Below are 23,244 nucleotides of genomic sequence, written 5' to 3' on the forward strand. Positions count from 1 at the left end.
TTGTTGCTTTGCCCGTGTTCGGAATGCCTAGAGCAAATAAGAATGATGCTAGCTCTCTATCCTTGGACTTTTCAAATGCGGCAAGCAGCTTCAGTGCCTTCTTCTCACCGAATCGTTCGAGTCCAATCAGATCATCGTAAGTAAGTGCGTACAGATCAGCAGGATCACGTACTCCGCAATCTTTGTAAAGCTGTTCTGCTGTCATGACGCTGAACGTATCGATATCCATTGCATCCCGAGACGCGAAATGAGTGATCCGGCCGATAATTTGCGGCTGGCAGCCCAGCTTATTATTGCAGAATAGATGAGCTCCCCGCTGCTCGAGCTCCGTTCCGCATGATGGACATACGGTTGGAAACACAATTTCATCACCAGGCACATCATCGGCCTTGCCCAATATTTCTGGAATAACATCATTTGAGCGGCGAATCGTAACGAGTGTCCCTAGTGCGAACTTGAGGTTTTTGCGTTCAATATCGCCGATATTATTGAGCGTACAGTTTTGTACAGTAACACCAGCGAGTTCAACAGCCTCGACGCGTGCAACTGGCGTTATTTTGCCGGTACGGCCAACCTCCCAAGACACGGCTTCGAGTACTGTTGCTGCTTCCTCCGCTTCGAACTTAAAGGCAACCGCCCAGCGAGGGAATTTATCCGTATAACCGAGTGCTTCCCGCGTCCGCATATCTACAACCTTGATTACAGCACCATCAATGAGGAAATCCAGCTGCTCCCGTTTTTCTGTTACACGCAGCAGCTCTTCTTGAACCTCTTCGATCGTATTTTGATACGTTACATATGGATTCACCTTAAAGCGGTTGTCGTTAAGAAACTTCTGCATTTCATGATGATCTGCAAAAGAAACTCCGTCAGCGTAGCCGACATTATAGAAAAATGCGTTCAGCTTCCGCTCGGCTGTAACCCGCGGATTAAGATTGCGCAGTGCGCCTGCTGCGGCATTCCGTGCATTTTTGAGCGGTTCAGCTGCCGTTTCATTATATTTGGCGAGCACGGAAAGCTGCATAATGCCTTCTCCCTGCACTTCAACTATACCGTCAGCCCATGGAATGGTGAGCGGAACAGAACGTATCGTTCGAACCTGCTGCAATATCCCTTCGCCAATCGCACCGTTTCCGCGCGTAGCTGCTTGAACCAGCTGTCCATCTTCGTAGGTCAGATTCAGGGTCAAGCCGTCAAACTTCAGCTCAACGACATAAGTAGGCTGCGGTAAAGGCTCTTCTTCCGGATGTTTTGCATTATAATCGGCGACTGCTTTAAGCAATCTCGTATTCCACGAAATCAGGTCTTCCGTATTTTGAGCTTTGTCCAAACTCCATAAACGAGCACGGTGTTTGTACGGCTCAAAACCTTTGAGCAAATCGCCGCCTACTCGCTGTGTCGGCGACTCAGGCAAAAGCACGCCCGTCTCCTTCTCCAAAGCGACAAGCTCATCATAGAGCTTGTCATAATCCGTATCATTTATTGTAGGCTGATCAAGCGTGTAGTAGCGATAATTATGCTCTGCAATGATCGCAACAAGCTGCTGCATTCTCTCTAATTGAGCGTTCACGGAAGGCTCCTCCTTCTAATCGTCAAAAATGGCTGATCAACCTTATACTTTTGTTATCGGGGCAAAGCCGGCAAGCAATCGCTTGATGCCGACCGGAGCCGGGAATGCAATGTTAAGCTCCATATCCTTGCCCGTCCCTTTGACGGAGACGATCACGCCAATTCCCCATTTGCCATGCGACACGCGATCGCCTGACGCAAATGTTCCAGGCGCGGCATCGCCCGCCGCGCTGCTGCCCTGAGCCGCCCGAGCGGCTTCCTGCAGCGGCGTGCTGACACGCACGCCGCCTCCTCTGCCGCCCATCGCGGCCGGGCCCGTTCCCCCTATACCTGGGGAACGGCCGCCTGCACCGGGCGCACCGCCAGCTGGCGCGCGACCGGCAAACCCGCGGCTCGCGCCTTGCGCAGCCGCACCAGTACCGCCCGTGACGCTAACGCCGCTGCGACTGCCCACGCTTCCACGTGAATAACCGCCGCTGCCGCTAGAAGCGCCTTCTCTTACGCTCTCTGGTATTTCCTGCAGAAAACGCGAAGGCATGTTGCTGCTCGTACGGCCAAACAAAGTCCGCATCCGCGCACATGTCAGATAAAGCCGTTTCTCCGCGCGGGTAATCCCTACATATGCAAGGCGCCGCTCCTCTTCAAGCTCTTCATTGTCAGCAAGAGCACGGCTATGCGGGAATACGCTCTCCTCCATGCCGATAATGAAAACGACAGGGAACTCAAGTCCCTTAGCACTATGCATGGTCATCAGTGTGATTGCATCTTTATTCTTCTCTGCTTCTTCTTCATCCTTGTTCAAGGAATCGATGTCGGCTATGAGTGCCAAATCAGTTAGGAACGCCACGAGCGTCCGATCCTCATTGCGCTTCTCAAAATCCATCGTCACCGACAGAAACTCATCGATATTCTCAAGACGCGCCTTCGATTCCAGCGTGTTCTCTTGATGCAGCTCCATCCGGTACTGCGACAGCTCCAGCACCTTCTCTGTAAGCTCCGTTACCGATAAATATTCAACCATCCGTGTAAGATTGTCGATAATCTCATAAAACTCGCGCAATAGCGTCCGTGTCCGGGCGTTTACCTCAACCTCGCCGAGGTTGTTCAATACACGGTAGATGGAAGTGCCCCTTCTCGCCGCTTCATCCGCAAGCTTGCCAACCGTTGTATCCCCGATTCCCCGCTTCGGCACATTAATGATACGCACCAAGCTTATATCGTCATCCGGGTTGGAAACGAGCTTCAAATATCCGAGCAAATCTTTAATCTCTTTGCGATCATAGAACTTAATGCCGCCAACGATTTGATAAGGAATATCCGATTTAATCAAAATTTCCTCTATAACCCGCGACTGAGCATTGGTACGGTATAATATCGCATGATTGGCAAATTTGTAGCCGTTATTCACGTTTTTGCGAATTTCTCCAGTTACAAAATATCCTTCATCATGTTCAGTATCTGCCTGATAGAGTGCAATGAGATCGCCCGCTCCTTGATCCGTCCACAGCTTCTTCGGCTTGCGCCCTGTATTTAGCTTGATAACTGCATTTGCGGCATCGAGAATATTTGCTGTTGAACGATAGTTTTGCTCCAGCATGATCGTCCGCGCCTCTGGATAATCGCCCTCAAAATTCAAGATGTTCGTAATGTCCGCTCCACGCCAGCGGTAGATAGACTGATCGCTGTCGCCTACTACGCATATATTATGATGTTTATCCGCAAGCATGCGGGTCAGCATATATTGTGCTCTGTTCGTATCCTGATACTCATCGACATGAATGTATCTGAACTTGTTCTGATAAAATTCAAGCACCTCTGGTACATCTTTAAACAGCTGAATCGTCATCATGATAAGATCATCAAAATCAAGTGAGTTATTACTTCTCAGCTTTTTCTGGTATTTTGTAAACACTTGGGCAACGATGCCCTCAAAATAGTCGCCGACCTTTTGCTCGAATTGCTCCGGCGTGATCAGCTCATTTTTCGCTCCGCTTATTGCAGCTTGAACCGCCTTCGGCTCAACCTTCTTCGTATCGATGTTCATGTCCTTCATACAGCCGCGGATAACCGACAACTGGTCTGAAGAGTCCAAAATAGAGAAGCTGGATGTAAAACCGATCCGATCGATATCTCTTCTGAGGATACGCACGCACATCGAGTGGAAGGTAGATACCCAAATGTCCCGCCCAGATGGTCCAACAAGCGCACTGACCCGGTCCTGCATCTCTCGTGATGCTTTATTCGTAAAGGTGATGGCCAAAATACTCCATGGCGCCACACGCTTCTTTTCTATTAAGTAAGCAATTCGATGTGTCAGAACGCGAGTCTTGCCGCTGCCCGCTCCCGCCATAATCAAAAGCGGCCCGTCAGTCGCTTGAACAGCATCACGCTGCGGCGGGTTCAGCTTCTGTACCGCCTGCTCGATACTCATATAATTCAACATGCTCAGACTCCTTTGTTCGCATATGTTCGCCTCTCACCAGTGTAGACAACGGCTACCGCTGTGTCAATTTGAGAATATAGGAATTAGCTTGAATTATGACAGAAAGTATGTCAACGCTATAACCAAATAAAAGCATCTGCCGTTCTGTCCCATTGTCAATTAAGTGCAACAGGATCAGATACAGCGAATGCTTTTTTCCATTGAGACCATGGCTATAGGCAAAACAGGAGCAAATCAGACAATCTTAACAGCTGCCACTGTCGATAACGCTGCTTCAAGATCGCTGTAAATAATGTTTCCTACAACGACGGTATGAGCAGCTTCCGCCGCTTGACGAGCTTTGTCTGCATTGTCAATTCCGCCGCCATAAAATACCCGTGCTTGCGTGGCTGTCATTCTTGCCCGCTTCACCAGCTGCATATCGCCGAATCGTCCGCTGTATTCCAAATAAACAACCGGCAGGCGCATCAGCCGATCAGCCATTCTCACATGTGCGGTGAGCTCTGCTTCTGTCAGCTCCGTTTGCGCACCCGTAACTTTTGCAGCAGTAGCCTCTTCATTCAAAATAATATAGCCTTGCGCCGCCGTTTCCTCCCAAGGAACGAAGGAGCCATATTCTATTAGCCCTTCGGTTTGCCGTCCGGTAATCCACTCTGCTCTGCTCGTATTAAGGACAAGCGGTACAAAATAGCCGTCGAAGCCGGGAACCGCTCCCTCTAAAGTAGAAACCTCTAATGCACAGTCCACCGCATACCTGCGAATTCGTGCCATAAGATCCACTGTATTCTCAAAAGTAACGCCGCTGGAGCCTCCAACAATAATCGCATCGGTACCCGAGGTACAAATCGCGTCAAGCTGCTCATCGGAAATTTCTCGATCAGGGTCGAGCTTAAACACATGCCTCCAGCTTGAAAACCAAACCTCATTCATGAATGATCACGCCTCGCTTTGTCATAAATCAATTGTCGCATAATTGCTTTCCTTCTATGCTATGTCAGCGAGAAATCCGTGTCAAACAGTTACTCTCCTTCAAGCTTCTCTTTCATTTGCTTCATCAGGTCCTTGTCGCTAGCATTGGGAACTCTTACCCGCTCTAAATAAGTCAAAGCTTCCGCTGGATCGCCGTCTGCCTTCGTAATGCCGTAATAAATCAGTCTAGCTAGCGGACGCAGTGCGTCATCGTTATCCCCTTCTGACTTGTAAGACGCGATGGCTTCCTCATATTCCCCTTTAATGACCAGCCTGTCTCCAGCAAGCATCCCTTCCTCTGGCATTGTGAAAAACGGGGTTTTCCGGACTAGAGACGTGTAATAGCCGCTAGAGCTCGATATTTTGCGCCCGCCCGCATCATAAGCATCAACTGACCATATGAAATCTCCCCCAGGATAAACCGCGCCAAGCACTCCGATATTAGACAAAGCAACATTTCCTCCCGAGTCCGTGCTTTTGCCAAATCCCAGCGTATTTCCTCTCAATTCCTTCAAGCTGTACTCCGCTGTTGTTCCTCTAAAGCGCTCATCCGAGAGCTGTACCGTATTAGCGCCAACAGTATTCCCATCTTTAATGCGGAAAATGGACGTGATCGAAAGCGTATAGTAATCCGCACCCGGATAGGCATTCCATTCGAATAACAATTTATCCCCGGTTAGCTGCTCTTTATTAACTGGTGATATAACACTTACTAGCGGTACAAATTGAAAATCGTATGTTTCTGTTTTGCCTTCTAGAGCGCCCACATACTCTCGGTCAGACTGCGTTAAGTAATAGCCATTTACCTCAGCAGGGGTGACACCGACTCCAACCTCATACACATTAGCATCCACGTCATAAAAACGATAAACACCATGCTCATCTGTAATGGCTACCGGGTAATGAAGATAAGGCGGCGTGCTCCATCCGCGTGCATCCTTGCGGTGCAATATAACAAACACATTCGCAGCCGGTTTTTCGCCAATCTTAACTTTCCCTGTTATAGTAGCCTGCTTATCAGGTATCGCCGTTCTTGTACTCAAAATCGCTTGATAGGTTCGCAGCTCCTCATCCGCATGGAATGTACCGGTATTCACATTTGCTTCAAGCTCTGCAAAAAGCCGTTCTGCTTTATCCCACTCCTTGTTCCACATATAAAGCTTGCCCAAATTAAATTTAACCCCATAAATATATGACGACGTTGAATATTGCTCCACCAAATGTTCGAGTCGGTTTATCTCGCGCATACGTTCCTCTCCCGTTCGTTCTCCTCCGCTGGAGGAGCTGCTGCTCGGGAAAATAAATATACGATCGTCGCCGCTCGAATCCGTAACCAGCTCAGACGCCTCAGACGCTAATAAAAGTGCAGATTCCGCGCTCTCGGTTCTAGGAAACCACTTCCACAAAACATCGTATTTCTCCGTATGAAAAAGGAAAAAAGGAATTAGAAAATAGCAAGCTCCCGCTACAATCATAAGAAAAGCGAGCAGCATGGCCATCGTTTTCACTTTCATTCGTATCATTTTTCCTTCGCCCACCCTTCAAGCAGCTCTGATTCATAATAAACGCCGCCTGCAATCATAATTAACCGATCGCTGCTTTCAGACTGGGGCTTGGCATCCATCGTTTGCGGAGAATATACGGATGACGATAAACGCTGCCAGCCGATTACGGGTACAGCGATACACAGGCATAGGACTAAAACGACAGCAATCCCAGGTATACGCAGCTCCCGATTCCAAAATGAAGGAGGGCATGCTCGGTCTAAAACAGTCTTTTGAAGCTGTTCAGTGAACTGAATACCCGCCAGCTCTATTTCCAAATCTTTACGAATGCTTTTTGAATCATGCTCATGTTTCATCCTGCCAGTCTCCTTCCTCTAATTGCTGCCTGAGCTGTCGCCGTCCTCGCAGCAGCTTACTCTTAATGGTACTTTCCGGCTCACCGAGCACCTGCGCGATTTCTTTAATGGTCAGCTCTTGATAATAATAAAGAACGATGACCTCACGATATTTGAAAGGCATAACCTCTATGGATTCACGAAGCGATGAGGCCAGCAGCCATTGTTCAACTCCCGTATCGCTCGGCGATTTAAACATCATATTATGTATGCTCATTTCTTCTCCTGTTTCCGCTCGAAACAGCAGCCTTTTCCATGAAGCGAGCCGCATCTTGCTGCGGCAGCGATTAATCGTCATTTGCAGCAGCCAGCCGCGCAGGCTTCCATCGCCGCGGTATTGTTTTATTTTTTGAAAAGCGGTTATAAATACCTCCTGGCTCACATCCTCTGCCAAGTGATGATCCTTTAGCAGCAAGGCGGCTGTCCGCAAAATATCGTTGCCGTACTGCTCCATCAGCCACTTCAGGGCGGAGCCGTCACCGCCTTTCAGTCGTTCAATCGCTTGTTGCTCCGCACTCATCCATTCACCTGCTCTCTCTATAAGTAAAGATGCGGTTTGAAGCGCAAAAGGTTGCAAATGCGCCTTTTTAAAATTGCACAGCAAAAAAAATACCGCCCTCCCATTCGCAGAGAAGACGGTATCGCTTGAATACTCGTTAGATTTATTTGACCAGTTGACCACGCGTCACGCCAAGCTGGTTAATGGCTTTCAGGCTGCGCCATACTTGCGTGCCGCTAATACGGCCATCAAGCGCATCACGGTAAAGAGACAACACTTCAAGCACTTTCTCCGGCGTTTCTTCTAGAAACTCGACACGGAAATTGGATACGCCCATTCCTACAAAATTGCGAATGTACTCAGCGCCCGATTGCTCGATTGCATTGTATACGGTGTTGCGGCAGCCTTCATCTACGCGAACAGGATGCGCCATGCCAATACGATCCTGCAGGGAAGCACGCTTCTCCTCACAAGGACGTCCGCAGTTTGTGAAGTCAGTTCCTTCACTCATAAAGGTGCAATATACGCAATGCTCCGTGTGGAACATCGGCAAATGCTGATGAATAACCATTTCCAGCATCGACGTATCTGAGTTTTCCAGCAAGTCAACCATCTGCTGAATGTTCAAATCATACGACGGTGTAATCAGATCAAGACCAACCTCGGTAAACAGCTTCACTGCCTTATGATTGGCTACGTTCAGTGAGAAATCGCCAATCAGCTTCGGAAATGGCTTGTCCGGATTAGCTGCACGCGCGCGCAAGTAGTAATAAAGCGCTCCAGTGTTCCGAACAAGTACGGCATCGGGCTGCAGCTTCAATATATTCGCATGGTAGCCATTTTCGCCAGGCATGTGAATGCGCGGCGTAGCCAGAGCAATCGGCTTGCCTGCTTCACGGGCAGCGGCTACCGCTGCAGGGAATTGTTTAATAAATTCAAAATCAGCGTATACATAAGCGACGTCGGTTTTGACTGCTGCCTGCACCTGCTCCAAAGTACGGCATAGTGCGATCAAGTTTGCATCTTTTCCGCTCTGAGGAGCCAAAATATCTTTTTTCGCTACATCAGCCAAAACAGCGTCCTCGCTTGCGTATATCGCATTCTTCACATAGACAGGCGGCTTCGGACGCTCGCCTGCAAGCAGCTCGACCGCTTCACGGCGCAGTCTGTTCAGTTCACGGATCGGTACGATCAAATCGCCTTGCAGCTCTACCTCGAGCTTCTCAAGCTGATAAACCGTGCCGCCCAGACGGCCCAGTTGATCCTCAAGCAGCGCTGCGTCCATCGGACGCTTCTGTGCCTGCTCCAAATCAATCTCTGACGCGACTTCAACCGTCGTCCCCTTCTGCACATCTGTCCACCATGTACGCATCGGCTGGCCAAGCGCGCCCGTCACTCGAACATGAAGCGGGAATACGCGATATGGCTTTTCTGTTTCAAAAGAAGCTCTGAGGCGTCTGTCCAGCGCCGGATCGTTCGTTTTCCACACACGGTCGCCTACATGAACCTTGCGCAAATCAACATCATTGCGTCCAGCTACCAGCTCGATCAATATGCCTTCCTGCGCTTCGCCCTCGATTTTCACGCCTTGACGGCGAATATCGTAAACGCGGCCGCCCTCTTCCTTTTTCGTCGGGTCGCCTGCGTCAAACACAATGCCATCTCCGCGCTTAAGCGGCGCTTCGATCTTCAGCGTAACCGCATCGCGCATAATGCGCTCTACTTTGCCGAGGTAGACACCGCGGCTTTTCGGGAACGTACCCTCAACAAGCATCTTGTTGTTTGTTCCCGACAGGAAACCATGCGTGAAGCCGCGCGAGAAGCTTTGCTGCAGCTCACGCACATCCTCCACCGACGGCTTCGACATGTCGCCGTCAAAATATTTATCGATCGCGCGCCGATACTTGCTCACGACATTCGCGACATATTCCGGACTTTTGAGACGTCCTTCAATTTTAAACGAGGTTACGCCCGCTTGGATGAGCTCCGGCACAATATCAATCGCCGCCAAATCCTTCGGCGACAGCAAATACGCAATGTCTCCCATCGGCTGTACCTCGCCATCGACCATCAAATCATACGGCAGCCGGCAAGCCTGCGCGCATTCACCGCGATTGGCCGAGCGTCCTCCCCACATCTCGGACGTGAGACACTGACCCGAATACGATACGCATAGCGCACCATGCACGAATACCTCCATTGGCAGCTTTGCTTGCTCGCCAATGGTACGAATTTGCTTCAAATTATTTTCACGGCCTAGCACGACCCGCTCAAGACCAAACGGCTTCGTAAACTCGACAGCCTCTGGCGATGTGATCGTCATCTGAGTAGAGCCGTGAATTGGAAAGTCTGGCGACAGCTCGCGAATCAGCTTCACAAGTCCCAAATCCTGTACGATTACCGCATCCACGCCTGCATCGATACACATTTCGATTAACTTCTGTGCGTCTCTCAGCTCATCCTCAAATACGAGAATATTAAATGTGAGGAAACCTTTTACCCCGTACGTATGCAAAAATGCCATAATTTCCGGCAGTTCCTCACTGCGGAAATTGTTTGCGCGTGCGCGGGCATTAAATTTCTCCACACCAAAAAATATTGCATCCGCGCCATTTGCAACAGCCGCTCTCATGCAATCCCAATCGCCAGCCGGAGCCAGCAGTTCTATGTCCGATCTCATTATTGTATCTGTCATATTAACTATCAATCCCTCTCATTCTTGAAACCTGCTTCCACTATCTTAACAAACCACGGACATCTATACCACTACACAATACTGGCATCGCGCAAGCATCCACGGTTGACGCCTCATTTAAATGAAAAAAAGACCGATTCCCCAATAAGGGAACCGGCCTTCTACTAATTAAAACGAATCGATTGCGCTGCGTCGTTGATGATTTTGAGGTTGCTGTCCGTAGCACGCACATCGTAATAGTTGAAGTTAAATACTATATTTCCTTGTGCAGAGTCAAAAATATAAAATTCTTCTGTATATGGAATATCATCTTGTGGCTTGGATGTATGGATCACGACATGCTGTGCCGTTTTTCCATTAATCGTAACCGTTTTGGATTGCTTCGTCGTGCTTCCTTGCGCGCTGCCTTCCGCTGAATTCACATATTGCAAAAGCGAGTTTACAACGGTAGCCGCTGCTGTATCCGACTCGAAGATATTTAAGCTGCCTGCACTAAACGTATACAAAACATCATCTTCGTTAAAGTTTTTCTGAATTCCATACCAGTAGGTTGGGAGTTCAATAGAATAACCATACGTAGAGCTGCGTTTTGTTGTTTTTGTGCTGCGATCAGCCAAATCATAACTTTCCTCAACATTGCCAAAGTTTTTCTCAATTAAAGCAGTATCAATATCGACCGAAGCCAAAACTTGGTTGTACGTAAGCTTGCTCTTCGCGCTATTAGCGGTAGGATACATATATACTAATGAATAACGGTAATTTCCTGAAAACAAAGCAATTTCATTATAGGTAAACCATGCGTCCTCACCTAACGAAAGCTCATAGCTCAGCGCTACCGCCTTGCCATCAATCAAAGTTACTGGTGTAGTAACGAAGTTGCGAACACTTGAGTTAACAAAATCCTCACGAATTCTCGCTTCCCTCTTTTGTGCCCAATTGTCCATCGTAACGCCTGCTGTTAATGAAGTAAGAGAAAAGAAGAAAAGTTCCTTATCGTTTTGGAACGATGGTGTCGTGCTCTCATAATCTTTGTTCCAATCCGTTGGAAGCTTAACCGTTAGCCCATAATCCTCATCTTTGAAGGTGATTACGCCATCTTTTACCTTCGTAACATCCTTAAGCGATTTATCTGCTGTATTAAAGGAAGGAGTAAAGCTATTTAAGAATGTATCATAGCTATTCAAAACGGACTTATTCGCACCCTTAGCGCCTACAATAACAATGTAATACTTATCGCCTTTTTGAATACCGCGATACTCGTAGTTCATTTTTGTTTGTTTAGCGTAGCTTATCACCTTCTCGAAGGTTAAACCGCCTACTGTGATCGTGCGTTTGTCTACTGTAATCTCATCTTGATCATAATAGGAAATCATAAGCTCTCTCTGCTCTTCGACAGACAGCTTGTCATCGCCTACACGTTCCGTAATCACATTCACTTGCGCAGCAACCTTGGAATCATCGGCAGTATCTGCCCAAGTAATAAATTCGCCGTTATCGCTTTGATCCACTTGAATCAAGCCTGCTGGATAATTTAATGACCAGCCATGGTAGCTGTCACCAATTTTTGTTTTGCCAAATTCGGAATCAATAGATGTGCCGCCAGTACCAGACGATTGTGCACGCACACCAATAATAATGGTTTCTTTAGTCGCATTGTCAGCTGTAATTTTTGCGCCAAAAGCTTCTACAATAACGCGCAGCGGCACCATTGTTGAGCCTTTAACTGCAACTGGAGCAACAGCCACCGCTTTGGCTGCACCGTTTACTTTTACCGTCTTGCTGCCAAAAGTTAAAACAATCTTGCGGTCATTGTAAGTAAGTGTGATCACATTGCCGTTTTCCAATTTAAGTCCTGCGCCAAAAGCATTTGTAATGACTTTTAGCGGAACCATCGTTGTTCCGTTGCTTACAAATGGAGCCTCTACCGTAGTAGCTTTCCCATTAATTTTGACCGTTTTGCTGCCCGCCTTCAAGCGTACTTCAACCTTATTGTCTGCCTCTGCTGCGAATGCAGCTACCGGCAGCATCGCTAAAACAAGCAAAACCGGCAAAAGCATGGTTAACATTCTTTTAAACATATTTAATCTCATCATCTATATCCCCTTATAATTAAATGATAACTTTGATCTTAATTTAACTTTGCTGTCTAACCTTCTACTAATGTCAGCTTGCGGGTAACAAGGTCACCGTCGATCTGCAGCATTACCTCCACTTGTTGACCCGGCAAATAACTTTTTAGCAGCTCATTAAGCTCCACCTTTGCGGATACTTGCTTGCCTGCAACTTTATAAAGCAAGTCGCCAGCTTGGATACCTGCTTTTTTGGCGGCTGCCGATGTCACCGATTTGACTGTTAACGGGTCGGAGGTCGGGATTCCGATAAGCGCAGACCAGCTTTCCTCAAGTCCAAGGCCAAGCGAGGCGCGTTTCACATGTCCGTATTTGAAAAAATGACTCGTTACGTACTGCACGGTATCCGCAGGAATAGAGAATCCGAGATTATCGACTCCTACCTCTACAAATTTTAAAGAATTAATGCCGATGACCTCGCCTTTCATGTTAACAAGCGGCCCACCGCTGTTGCCTGGATTTATCGATGCATCCGTTTGGAGCAGGTTGTATGCCGAAGAAACACTCCGATTCATACCGCTCAGGATACCGCTTGTTGCCGTATTGCGAAGGGAGAACGATACAGGTGTGCCGATCGCTACAACCGTCTCGCCTACTTGAACCTTGAGCGGTGATGGGGCAAGCTTCGCGATCGGGAGCTTCGATGCCTTAATCTTAACTAATGCAAGATCACTCGCCTCATCGTGATGCGTGCGTTCTGCATCGTATTTCTTGCCGTCTGCTGTAACGACAACCAGATTGGTCATATCCTCAACAACATGCGCATTCGTCACGATCCAGCCATCTGTGCGAATAATAACGCCGGTTCCATGCGCCAATGCATACCTTGGATCTGCCGAGCCGATATCCTTCGGCTTACCGATAATCGCGACGACGGAAGGCGATACCTTCTTTACAACCGATGGAATGTCGACTGGCGTATACGCATACGTGTTTGTTTTGGAATCAAACGTACCCGTTCCGCCTAGCACGCTTGTTAATGAGCTCGCTTTGACATAAACCTCGCCATTAATTTTCGCAGCATTCAGCGTATGTGTAGCTGTGTTGCCTGCACCAGCACCCCATACCGTTCCTGCTGCAACAATCGCTCCTAATACAATGAAGCTGCAGACACGTAGCAAGCTGCTTTTCATGAAGCCACTCTCCTAATTTTTGTTCATGCATACCAATCTCTTAATGAAGAAACTATGATGCATGAAATAGTAGTAATCCGTTGTAATATAGCATAATTTCCCATATACAACAATGAAAATCGATAGAATTGTTCTCCCAAAAAAATACTAATTATTACTCTCGCTTCCTCGTACTGCGCTTGTTTTGTTTAGTTATTATGCGATTTTGTCAAATATGATTTCGGTTATGTGTTCTAAGAATAGAAGTGTTATACTAGACGGGACTACTAAATCAATCCATATCGATGGATTCGGGAGGTAAATGAACAAATGAAATTAGGAGTATTTAGCGTACTTTTTGCACAAAAGCCGTTCGAGGAAGCACTTGACTACATCGCATCCAAAGGACTTGATGCCATTGAAATCGGAACTGGCGGATACCCTGGAAACGCACACTGCGACCTTGATGGTTTGCTTGCGGATGAAGGAAAACTGAAAGCGTTTAAACATGCGGTAGAATCACGTGGTTTGATGATCAGCGCACTTAGCTGTCACGGTAACCCATTGCACCCTCAGAAAGCCATTTCGTCTGAGCATGATGAAGTTATTCGTAAAACGATTGAACTTGCTAACCGTCTTGAAGTTTCCGTTGTAAATACTTTCTCTGGCTGCCCTGGCGATCACGAGGATGCAAAATATCCGAACTGGCCGGTTGCTCCTTGGCCAAACGATTTCCAAGAAATTTTGAACTGGCAATGGGAAGCAAAAGTTATTCCATATTGGTCTGAGATCGGCAAGCTTGCTACAGCTAGCGGTGTGAAGATGGGCCTTGAGCTGCATGGCGGTTTCTCCGTTCACAGCCCAGCTACTATGCTTCGCCTTCGCGAAGCGGCTGGCAATGCAATCGGCGCCAACCTAGATCCAAGCCACATGTGGTGGCAAGGAATTGACCCTGTTCAAGCGGTACATATCCTTGGACGCGCTGGAGCTATCCATCACTTCCATGCTAAGGATACGACAATCGATCCGATTAACGTAAATCACCACGGCGTAACGGACATGCAATCGTATGCCCTTATGCTTGACCGTGCTTGGCAGTTCCGTACAGTTGGTTATGGCCATGACCTCAAAACATGGGCAGACATCCTTAGCGCGCTTCGTCTAGTCGGCTACGACTATGTTGTGAGCATCGAGCATGAAGACGGCTTAATGTCCGTTGATGAAGGCTTCACAAAAGCTGTTCAAAATCTTCAACAAATTCTTATCCGCGAGCCGCTTGGCGAGATGTGGTGGGTTTAATTTCTAGCAACAAAGAAAAAGGTCTGCCGGACTTGTCCGGCAGACCTTTTTTCTATGTATGCTGTTACGCCATCCAAACCTTTGTGATCATAATGAAATCAATCAACAAAAACAATGCGAGTGAAACGGTTGTAAAACCGATTGCAAAAATGTTTTTCTTCGGACGAGCGGTCAGTAGTCGAACCAGTCCGATTGCGATCAATACGGTAAAGGCCAACATAAACCAATCGAAAGTTCCAATTTTACTTGCTGTTTGAGCTGCTGCTTCTGCCAAAAACATGAAGGGACCTCCTTTTTTTCGCACGTAACCTATTTTACTATATGTTAGCTTTTTGTGGCTCAAGGCGCAAGTCCGAATCTTCATTCGTAACAAGTTTGTCACGATTTACTAAAAAAAATGAATCTTTAGCTTAGAGCCGGCATTTTACTAATAAGCCCTCATCTATAAATTGTCCATCTCTACCAAGATCTATAACAGCATTTTGACGGTGCTGAATGAGTCTACGCTCTTGATGAAATAATAAAATAACTAAATTAGGAATCGGGAAGTATTTCACTCTTCCCGATCCCTAACGAGCTACTTGCTATTCAGCAATGCTAAAATTAAAGTTACCGCTTCTGCCCTTGTTGCCTGATCCGCAGGAGCGAATATGCCGCCATCCCTACCTTGAAGTAGTCCCGCTTTGAATGCTGCTGCCACATAAGGTTTTGCCCAATTTGGGATTTGATCAGCGTCTTTAAACGATAGCTCGGCATTGTTCTCTAAAGGCAGCTTCTTCACACGTACGATCATAGCTGCCACCTCTGCGCGCGTAATTGCTTGAGCCGGACGATACGTATTATCCTCGAACCCGCTTGCGATACCTGCGTTCACTACACTCGCAATATAAGGTCTTGCCCATGCAGGAATCATGTCGATATCTGCAAAATCAGCATCGCTTTGTTCTTCTAGATGCAGAGCTCTTGCCAGCATTGCAGCAAACTCTCCGCGCGTTACGCTTGCATTTGGACGGAAGGAATTGTCCGTATAGCCATTAATGAATTTAAGCTTAACCGCTTGCTGAATGGCATCCGATGCCCAGTGTCCTTCAATGTCCGTTAGTACAATATCCGTTGTCGGTTTCTCAGGATCTTTTCCACCTGGATTCACCGGATCAGGATTGGTTGTACCGCCTTCAGGTGTACCACCAGGCGATGGTGTATCCACATTTGTTTTCACGACAACACTTGGACCATCCTCACTCCACTTGCCGCATGCGTTGCCCGCTTCAATCTTGAACGTGTAAGACGTATCCGCAGATAGTCCGCTAGCTTGGTAGCTATACACACTGCCTGCAACGCTCGCCAGTTTGACGCCATCCTTGTAAATGGCATATTCTGCAATGCTTGGCGCATCAACAGCCGGTGTCCAGTTTAATGTTACTCCCGTATGCGTCACATTCGAAGCCGTCACTACTGCGTTTTCCCATGCTGGCGCCTCTGGCTCTGGTTGTTTTACGGAAAGAGTCAGCGCTTTTGCCCGCGATGAAACTAATTCGCCAGTCGAAGAATATTTAATATTGTCGAAAGCAAATGTACGTCCATTTGCACTATCCCATAAATAACCGAGTACGATTCTGTCGAAGCTTGCAATCGCTGTCGTTGTTTTCACCAATTGCCCATCGATATACATCTTTAAATCTGTACCTGATGTGTAATCCCACTTCAGTTCATGCCATCCGACGCTTCGTTTCACCGGAGTGGCTTCCCATGCGGTTGAAGATCCGCTTGCCCTTACTGAATAATACTCCAGCGATCCATAAGTGCCGCCGTCATACAATAAGCCCATGCCTGCAAGTAGGCTGCTTCTTGCATTTCCGACATGCGCGACAACCCGCGTCTTCGAGCTTTCGGAGCCGTCATCATAAAGCATCATCGATACGACGCCCTGCTGCTTGCCGCCAAACACCTTTTGAATGGCATTGCTGCCGTTTCCAACAACAAATAGCGCACTTTGATCGCCATGATAAGCGACCTTATCCGAAATGCTGCCCGTCGTAATACTCGTACCGGTCTCTGGCAAGAAGTCATTCCAACCGTTCTCGAAGCTTTCAGAGTAGACTAAGTCCTTGTATTCCTGCACCTTAGCAGAAACCTCAACCTCAGTGACACCTGTTAGATCGCCGATCACCTCAAGCTTGCCTGTCAACGAGTCTACAACGACATTCTCATTATTCGTTGCATATTCTACTTGATGATAATCCGCATATTCAATCGCATTTTGATCCTCTGTCACGCCGTCAATTCTTAGCTGCAGCGTAGTCTTCTCCTCCGATAACTCCGTTTCGTCTGAAGCAACAAGGTAGGATACAACCTTTGAAGGCGCATGAACAATGACTCGCGCTTCAGCTTTCACATTCGGATTAATAGTGCTTTCAGCTGTAATGATCGTTTCGCCCTCAAGCAGCGGGGATACAAAACCTTGCGCATTAATGGCGGCCACTGCAGGATTGCTGCTCGACCATTTGATTCCTTTAAACCATGCGTTGTCTGGACCAACCGTAGCCGTCATCTTCTCGCCTCTATGCTTTGCATGAAGCTCCAGCACAGGCTTGTCAAAGACAATCGTTTGCGGCATTACCTCTGGTGCCTGCTCGCTTGGCGCATCATTCGAATATTCATGCGCTCCAATATCCACTTTAGCAGCAGATGTGATCGCATTATTAAAGAAGTCTTTTGTTGCAGGTGCCCATACCGATGGCGTCAATGCTGTCATATCCATCCCTGCATCGATTGCCGGTGAGCCTGGCAGCAATTTGTATCCGTTCAATATCTCTACATCAAATGTGCTTTGGCTAGCATTAATGATATCTTTGGGCTCTTCACCCGCTCTTGCGAATTGCGGACTTGCAAACAAGTTTTGATCCAATGATAATCCAGTCAGCTTCAAATCCTTGTACTCGCTGCCCGGATAAAAAATATTATTTTTCACTTCGCCGCCAGCAAAGCGGTCTTGTCCAATCGTTGTATTAGCCTTGGAGTAAAAGATATTATTGTACATTCTTAAGTATTTTCCAGGATCGCTGATCAGCTTCGTCTGCACCTGCGCATCGGTAAAGAAAGTATTGTTATGAATTAATGGAGCATCTCCAAGTGTAGTAGGAAGATAATGGAATATATATCGACCATCTCCATCATTTACACTAATATTATAGCGAACGAGAGAGTTTGTTGAGCCGCTCATAAATAATATGAATCCACCACGGTTGCTGTGGCTGTAGTTATATTGATAGAGAGTTCCTTCGCAAAACATATCTACGTCAAAGGCCTGCCCATCATTATAGCCATAAATACCGCCATACACTTCATTGTATTGAATGACCATATCCTTAACGCCAATGACCCATAGGCCGGCATAATTGACGTTGCCTACATTTTTCGCCGAATGCCTGACGACCGTATTGTATTCCATTCTGCCGTTGCTGCCCACGTTGCTCATAACGAAGCCGTCACCTTGCACATCGGCAACATAGTTGTTATTGAACACTACATTTCGCAGAACTCTCGGGAAATTGGCTTTCGTATCGCCTTCTCGGTAAAGACCCGCATTTCGAATGCCTTCAATATCGACCCGCTCCACCGTATTTCCTTCAACGAGCACATCCTCAATATTGCCAAGGATCAGAATGCCGCCGCTGCCTACCTTCCAGCCCGTAGGGTTGCCATCGACATCGTGGATATAGTTGTTCTTAACAACGATTCCTCGGTGTGGGTTAGCTTCCCATTCCGTTACATTGGTTGAAGCTGTTCTAATGTTAATGCCTGCCCGCTGCGAGACAACGTCAGGGTTTTTATTCGTTAATTCAAAGTTGTGAAACTGCAGGTAGCTGCCGTCCACAACGTCGATCGTAGCGGATAATGTTTTATCCTTCACGCCTGTATAATTTTGAATAATAGCTGATTTCTCTGTCGTTGTTGTTCCATTGCCGTTAATGATCGGCCTTACAGAAGGATCATCACTGCCATATTTATCGAAGATGATCGGTGCTTCTTTGGTGCCTGATATTCCTCTTAGCTTCAATGAACCATTCCATACATCGCCAGCCTTGAATAAAATGCGATCGCCAGGCTTCCAGCCTACGCTATTAACCTTCTCTAGCGATGCCCAAGCTTTATCCTCCGATTTGCCATCATTATCGTCATTGCCCTCATTGCTGACATAATATGTCGAGCCTGTTACCGACTGCTCTGCTATAGCAAGCGGCTGCGAATCCTCCAGCGGTACGCCCGTTTCCTGTGCTGAAACAGCGGGAATCGCTATTGTCGTTAAGAGTGCGACTAATAGAACCATGGATACAAGCTTTTGCTGCATATAATGCTTCAAAAAAATCATCCTCCTATTATTTTTGATAGACTTACGACATGAACGTTATTTTTGGAAACACCTCCTTATTAAATTCAATCTTCGTCTGTTTCAAACGCTTGCTCACTTCTTCTTCTAGCCGCTCCTGCACATACAGTTGAATGACGGCGTTCTTAACATCCTCATACTTTTCAATACCTTTATCTCGCTTTGCTAGAAGCCTATACCTATACATTCCCTCGCCTGATTGAACGATATCGCTATACTCGCCTTCCGAGAGGCCAAGAAATAGGGTGTAAAGATTTTGCGATAGTGTATCCTCTTTGGAGGTTTCCGCCAGATTCAGTGTCAGCTCCTCCTTCATACCCGCTTTGCTATCCAAGGAAATTTTCTCGTAATCAAATTCATACCCTTTGTGAAAATACTGCTGCTTCACCTTGTCATAATAAAGTTTAAGCTCTTGGTCGGGCAGCGTACTTTGCGCTTCTTTCGCCCATTTATCGATGAGCTTCTGAACGTTCATGCTTTGATAATAGGAGTAGTACTCTGCTTTCCCATACTTCTTGGGGCCGTAGATAGGCTGATTGTTAGCTGCTTTTTTTGCTCTATCCTTATTTTCGTGATCATAGCTCTTCAAGAATGCTTCGTAAGAAATGTCACTGAGGATACCATTCTCCTTCAAAATGATTTGCTCTATTTTCACCTTCACAAGCTCATCCATAGCTTTTTGCTTCGCATACTCCAGCGGGTTTTCACCGTTGAAAGAAGCTGCCCAAAAATCCTTGTCATAATCGGCATTGTAAGTTCGCTTAAAATAACTTGTCGTTAAAGCCTTGTTGCTTTGTAAAAAGGCTTGAAATTCACTTTCCGATACATCGTAATTATCGATCGTAAACGCTGTCTTATCCGCAGGGTTTAGAGCAGGCATGTTACCCAGCGATAATGCTCCAGCAATAAGTACAATAAGCATGCTGCATACGACGAATAACAGCTTTTTCCCTTTCACGTTGTCCTTGCCTCCTCCCTCTATGTAAGCACTTACAATTAAACTTTGTACTATTATAGACAGAAACCAAACTTCGCTATAATGAACTGATTTGACTGATATCGTATAATTTTTACCTATTGCAAAAAATGCAGCTAAACCTCTTTGCCAAACTAGCAATGCAGATGAATCTTGACACCCTACACAGAAAAGAGGCTGCCGCTAAAGGTTATAAACCTAAAGTGACAGCCTCTTCTTATAGGGGTGGACAAGATCATTCAGCTAAGCTTGTTTCTAAGCATCTACATAGGCTACCAATACCCTTTAATGCCTTTGTTCATGCGAATTAACGCTTCTAAATAATAATAATCGCCCCAAATCATATAATCATCCGGCGCACGATCGCCCCGCACATGATAAGAGCCATGCTTCAGCAGCCCCTCCGCATTCGGAAGATCTGTTGTTGCATAATGCTGAGCTAATGAATTCATGCTGCTATGAATGGCCTTTTCGAATATAGCAAGATCGGCATCCCCTTCAGCAAGCAGCTCCATCAGCTCCAACATGCCGCATACTGCAATAGCCGATGCTGAGCTGTCACGAGGCGTATCCCATTCCATCGGTACATCAAAATCCCAATAAGCGACATGATCCTCGGGCAAATGCTCAATAAAGTAATGAGCCAGCCGTTTGGATGTCTCCAAAAAAGCGGCATCCTTTGTATAGCGGTATGCGAGTGCAAATCCATAAATGCCCCAAGCTTGCCCTCTTGTCCAAGTCGAGCCATCCTCATAACCTTGATGAGTCCCGCCTCGAAGCGCATGACCCGTCTTAGGATCGAAGTAAAACGTATGATACGATGATCGGTCGCCACGAACTAGAAATTTTTGACTGGCACAAGCATGTTTGTAGGCAATATCATAATATTTTTGTTCGCCGGTCTGTTCGTAAGCCCAGAACAACAGTGGAAGATTCATTAAACAATCAATGATCATTCGTCCCCCGTTTTCCGGGTCATCCTCTTTGCCCCAGGCTTGAATGATCCCTATCCTCGGCCGCCAGCGTGAATAGAGCCTTTCAGCAGCTTCAAGCGCCACCATCCGGGCCTCTTCGCTTCCTGTCACTCGCCACTCTGCAACGGCTGACAACGAATATAGGAAACCAATATCATGATGATCGAGCGCCACATGGCGATCAAGCCGGTCTTTAAAGTTCGGCAAAAAGGACTCAGCTGCTTCCTTATAGAAAACATCTTCACTAGATTCATAGGCAAGCCACATCATGCCAATATAAAAGCCTTCGATCCAGTCATCATTTTCTCCCCACTCATAACGCTGCCCCTCCGAAATATGCGGCAGCTTGCCGGGATGTTTACCTATATTTTGCTTCACTTTAACTATCGCATCGTCAATTGCTGTTTGCCACATCACTATTAATCACCTCAGAAAAATGTCATTATGAATTATATTTCCGATTATCATTTTCCCCGAGCTATCCTGCTCAACGCTAGGAGGGTTTAACCACTCCAGCTCGTTCTCTTTGCTGTTCGTCGCACCAAAGACAGCGGATATGAGTATATGCTCACCTTGTGTCAAACGAGCGGTTAGCGTTGGTATCATCGTTCGAGGCTTAAGCACATTCGTATTCGCCTCTGGATAAAGCATCATCGCTTGTTCGAAGCCGGAAATGTTAATCATTCCGCTCATCCCGTCTGGCATTTTTGCCAGCACGGCTCCCGTTATCGTTAGGACATCAGCTTGTTCCTTTGCGTCTCCTGCCAACGTCTGAATCGCAAATCCGCCCTCGGCGACATCAAGCTCGCGCTCCGTCTTGATTCGATGTACACGAACATGCCACAAGCCCGCCGGTATAATCCATGTCTGTACCTCCACATTTGCCCATGGCAGCCAGCGGGAGTAGACCGATTGCTCCTGAATTCGAAACTCCTCACAAAATCGCCGGACACGGTAATGCTCATCGCATTCACTTAGCGCAAGCGTCGAATCATATGCCCCCTGCGTAAGCCCGTAGTAACCTTTTGGCACACTGAAGCCGAATAAAGTCGAGTAGGCGAATTTCGAATATTTTGCCGCGCTATGCGACATATCGAAGTTAGCCATTTGGCCTGAGCCATAGGCAATGACATGCTTATGACCTTCCGGACGGCTAATGGTCATACGTGCATGCGGCTGAGCGACAAGAGGCTTAAGCTCAGGCAATACCTCTTCCTCTGCCTGCCAGAAGGGATGCTCATCCGGCAAAGCTAAAATAAGAAATGCTTTATACGACCAATAAGGAGATCCTGGCGCATTATAGCCTTCGCCCATCAGTAAATTCGGATAAGCATATCCGATACTTAGCAAACCATCAGGCGTAAAGATCGGCTGTGAGAACCACCAGCGCAAATGGCGCATAATAATGCCTTTCATCACTCCCATGGAGTAAGGCAGCACATCCGCAAATACTAACGCACTCCAGAAAGAAACTTGTGCAAAACGATACGTGAGGCTGCGCCCGAATGGGATGCTGCTTCCATCCTCCGCGAACCAATGTATGAAATCCTGAGCGAATAGGCTTGCGCGCTCACGGTAACGCGCAGCCCGCTCAGCATCCTCTTTCTCCATCAGCTTGGCATAGAGGAGTCCATAATAATGCATGGCGAACGGAATATAATAGTCCCGCTGATCCGTCTTCCCATCCGAATACCAGCCGTCGCTTAAGTAATAGGAATCAATAGTGTCCAGGTAGTTGTCCATTATGTCCTGATCATGCGGCAAACCTACTTTTTGGAAGCCCACATTCACTAGTACCGTAAACATCAGCCAGTTATTCGGATTGGAACGATCAACGAGATTTATTTGATTAAGCCAGCGGTATACATTGTCTTTTTGCTTGTCAGTTAGCGGTTCCCATATTTTATGGGGAGCAAGCGCGAGTCCTAAGCCAAGAATAGATTGCTCTACCATTCTCTGGTCTTTCGTTCCGAAACTGCCCCAATACTCCTCATGATCCGGATCGGTTCCGTGAATAATGCCCTGTACATACATCGGCCACAGATCTGATTCTCCCCCGCCGCAGGCATGCGGAACTAGTCCCCATAATGGACGGGCAAAAGCTTCCATCAAGGCAATAGCCTCACTATGAATCGCTCCTGTCGCACCGAGATCCAAACCTGCGTATCCGGGAGTGAATCGCTCCTTCAACGGTTCAAAAGCCTCGCTAACCGTTTGCTGCAAATCTGCTTTCGATTGTAATCTCACCTGATCTAATTCTCTCGTTGCTGCCATAAAAGCTCTCTCCGT

15 protein-coding genes (1 of these 15 running past the window's edge) are annotated in these 23,244 nt (G+C 47.1%); 1 reads left to right on the forward strand and 14 read right to left on the reverse strand.

Annotation, left to right across the window (positions count from 1 at the left end; all coding sequences use genetic code 11):
* The 9 genes from ligA to BK120_RS03655 form a co-directional block, all read right to left on the reverse strand.
* A protein-coding gene (gene ligA / locus BK120_RS03615; RefSeq protein ID WP_076266602.1) for an NAD-dependent DNA ligase LigA crosses the window boundary here: on the reverse strand, nt 1-1,549 show its 5' portion. It extends 452 nt beyond the left edge of the window; the window shows 1,549 of its 2,001 coding nt (coding positions 1-1,549); it begins with the start codon at nt 1,547-1,549; its stop codon lies off the left edge, out of view.
* 63 nt (nt 1,550-1,612) lie between these two features.
* Nucleotides 1,613-4,012 carry a DNA helicase PcrA gene (pcrA, locus tag BK120_RS03620; RefSeq protein ID WP_076266143.1) on the reverse strand — a complete coding sequence of 800 codons (2,400 nt, stop codon included), beginning with the start codon at nt 4,010-4,012 and terminating at the stop codon, nt 1,613-1,615.
* A gap of 234 nt (nt 4,013-4,246) precedes the next feature.
* Nucleotides 4,247-4,942, reverse strand: a complete 696-nt coding sequence (gene pcrB, locus BK120_RS03625) for a heptaprenylglyceryl phosphate synthase (protein WP_076266144.1) — start codon at nt 4,940-4,942, stop codon at nt 4,247-4,249.
* An 89-nt stretch (nt 4,943-5,031) separates the two neighbouring features.
* Nucleotides 5,032-6,504 (reverse strand): tetratricopeptide repeat protein, encoded by a 1,473-nt coding sequence (locus BK120_RS03630; RefSeq protein WP_076266145.1) that lies wholly within the window; start codon nt 6,502-6,504, stop codon nt 5,032-5,034.
* Nucleotides 6,501-6,842, reverse strand: a complete 342-nt coding sequence (locus BK120_RS03635; RefSeq protein WP_076266146.1) for a hypothetical protein — start codon at nt 6,840-6,842, stop codon at nt 6,501-6,503. Before BK120_RS03635 ends, BK120_RS03630 begins: the two co-directional genes overlap by 4 nt.
* Nucleotides 6,832-7,401, reverse strand: a complete 570-nt coding sequence (locus tag BK120_RS03640) for an RNA polymerase sigma factor (RefSeq protein WP_076266603.1) — start codon at nt 7,399-7,401, stop codon at nt 6,832-6,834. Before BK120_RS03640 ends, BK120_RS03635 begins: the two co-directional genes overlap by 11 nt.
* Before the next feature lie 142 nt (nt 7,402-7,543).
* The gene (locus BK120_RS03645) at nt 7,544-10,075 is read right to left on the reverse strand and encodes a U32 family peptidase (RefSeq protein WP_076266147.1); all 2,532 of its coding nucleotides are present in this window, start codon (nt 10,073-10,075) and stop codon (nt 7,544-7,546) included.
* A gap of 164 nt (nt 10,076-10,239) precedes the next feature.
* Nucleotides 10,240-12,168 (reverse strand): stalk domain-containing protein, encoded by a 1,929-nt coding sequence (locus BK120_RS03650; RefSeq protein ID WP_083681596.1) that lies wholly within the window; start codon nt 12,166-12,168, stop codon nt 10,240-10,242.
* 53 nt (nt 12,169-12,221) lie between these two features.
* The gene (locus BK120_RS03655) at nt 12,222-13,337 is read right to left on the reverse strand and encodes a S1C family serine protease (protein ID WP_076266149.1); all 1,116 of its coding nucleotides are present in this window, start codon (nt 13,335-13,337) and stop codon (nt 12,222-12,224) included.
* A 309-nt stretch (nt 13,338-13,646) separates the two neighbouring features.
* Here BK120_RS03655 and BK120_RS03660 point away from each other — a divergent pair, with 309 nt between their 5' ends.
* Nucleotides 13,647-14,615, forward strand: coding sequence for a sugar phosphate isomerase/epimerase family protein (locus BK120_RS03660; protein ID WP_076266150.1), 969 nt, complete (start codon nt 13,647-13,649; stop codon nt 14,613-14,615).
* 64 nt (nt 14,616-14,679) lie between these two features.
* Here BK120_RS03660 and BK120_RS03665 read toward each other — a convergent pair whose 3' ends face one another.
* From BK120_RS03665 to BK120_RS03685, 5 genes are all read right to left on the reverse strand, one after another.
* Nucleotides 14,680-14,895, reverse strand: a complete 216-nt coding sequence (locus tag BK120_RS03665; protein ID WP_076266151.1) for a hypothetical protein — start codon at nt 14,893-14,895, stop codon at nt 14,680-14,682.
* 297 nt (nt 14,896-15,192) lie between these two features.
* Nucleotides 15,193-18,978 (reverse strand): S-layer homology domain-containing protein, encoded by a 3,786-nt coding sequence (locus BK120_RS03670; RefSeq protein WP_076266152.1) that lies wholly within the window; start codon nt 18,976-18,978, stop codon nt 15,193-15,195.
* Between the two features lie 31 nt (nt 18,979-19,009).
* Complete coding sequence (locus BK120_RS03675; RefSeq protein WP_076266153.1) at nt 19,010-19,963, reverse strand: peptidylprolyl isomerase; 954 nt, start codon at nt 19,961-19,963, stop codon at nt 19,010-19,012.
* Between the two features lie 290 nt (nt 19,964-20,253).
* On the reverse strand, nt 20,254-21,369 hold the full coding sequence (locus tag BK120_RS03680) for a glycoside hydrolase family 88 protein (RefSeq protein ID WP_179089751.1): 1,116 nt from the start codon (nt 21,367-21,369) through the stop codon (nt 20,254-20,256).
* Between the two features lie 9 nt (nt 21,370-21,378).
* Nucleotides 21,379-23,229 (reverse strand): DUF2264 domain-containing protein, encoded by a 1,851-nt coding sequence (locus tag BK120_RS03685; RefSeq protein WP_076266155.1) that lies wholly within the window; start codon nt 23,227-23,229, stop codon nt 21,379-21,381.
* Nucleotides 23,230-23,244 lie beyond the last annotated feature (15 nt).

Origin of the sequence: Paenibacillus sp. FSL A5-0031 (assembly GCF_001956295.1) — a bacterium.
GTDB lineage: Bacteria > Bacillota > Bacilli > Paenibacillales > Paenibacillaceae > Pristimantibacillus.

What these genes read in the sequence shown, in the direction of transcription:
- pcrA (WP_076266143.1), bottom strand. Translation starts at nt 4,012, where the DNA reads ATGTTGAATTATATGAGTATCGAGCAGGCGGTACAGAAGCTGAACCCG.
- pcrB (WP_076266144.1), bottom strand. Translation starts at nt 4,942, where the DNA reads ATGAATGAGGTTTGGTTTTCAAGCTGGAGGCATGTGTTTAAGCTCGAC.
- BK120_RS03630 (WP_076266145.1), bottom strand. Translation starts at nt 6,504, where the DNA reads ATGATACGAATGAAAGTGAAAACGATGGCCATGCTGCTCGCTTTTCTT.
- BK120_RS03635 (WP_076266146.1), bottom strand. Translation starts at nt 6,842, where the DNA reads ATGAAACATGAGCATGATTCAAAAAGCATTCGTAAAGATTTGGAAATA.
- BK120_RS03640 (WP_076266603.1), bottom strand. Translation starts at nt 7,401, where the DNA reads ATGAGTGCGGAGCAACAAGCGATTGAACGACTGAAAGGCGGTGACGGC.
- BK120_RS03645 (WP_076266147.1), bottom strand. Translation starts at nt 10,075, where the DNA reads ATGACAGATACAATAATGAGATCGGACATAGAACTGCTGGCTCCGGCT.
- BK120_RS03650 (WP_083681596.1), bottom strand. Translation starts at nt 12,168, where the DNA reads ATGATGAGATTAAATATGTTTAAAAGAATGTTAACCATGCTTTTGCCG.
- BK120_RS03655 (WP_076266149.1), bottom strand. Translation starts at nt 13,337, where the DNA reads ATGAAAAGCAGCTTGCTACGTGTCTGCAGCTTCATTGTATTAGGAGCG.
- BK120_RS03660 (WP_076266150.1), top strand. Translation starts at nt 13,647, where the DNA reads ATGAAATTAGGAGTATTTAGCGTACTTTTTGCACAAAAGCCGTTCGAG.
- BK120_RS03665 (WP_076266151.1), bottom strand. Translation starts at nt 14,895, where the DNA reads ATGTTTTTGGCAGAAGCAGCAGCTCAAACAGCAAGTAAAATTGGAACT.
- BK120_RS03680 (WP_179089751.1), bottom strand. Translation starts at nt 21,369, where the DNA reads ATGTGGCAAACAGCAATTGACGATGCGATAGTTAAAGTGAAGCAAAAT.
- BK120_RS03685 (WP_076266155.1), bottom strand. Translation starts at nt 23,229, where the DNA reads ATGGCAGCAACGAGAGAATTAGATCAGGTGAGATTACAATCGAAAGCA.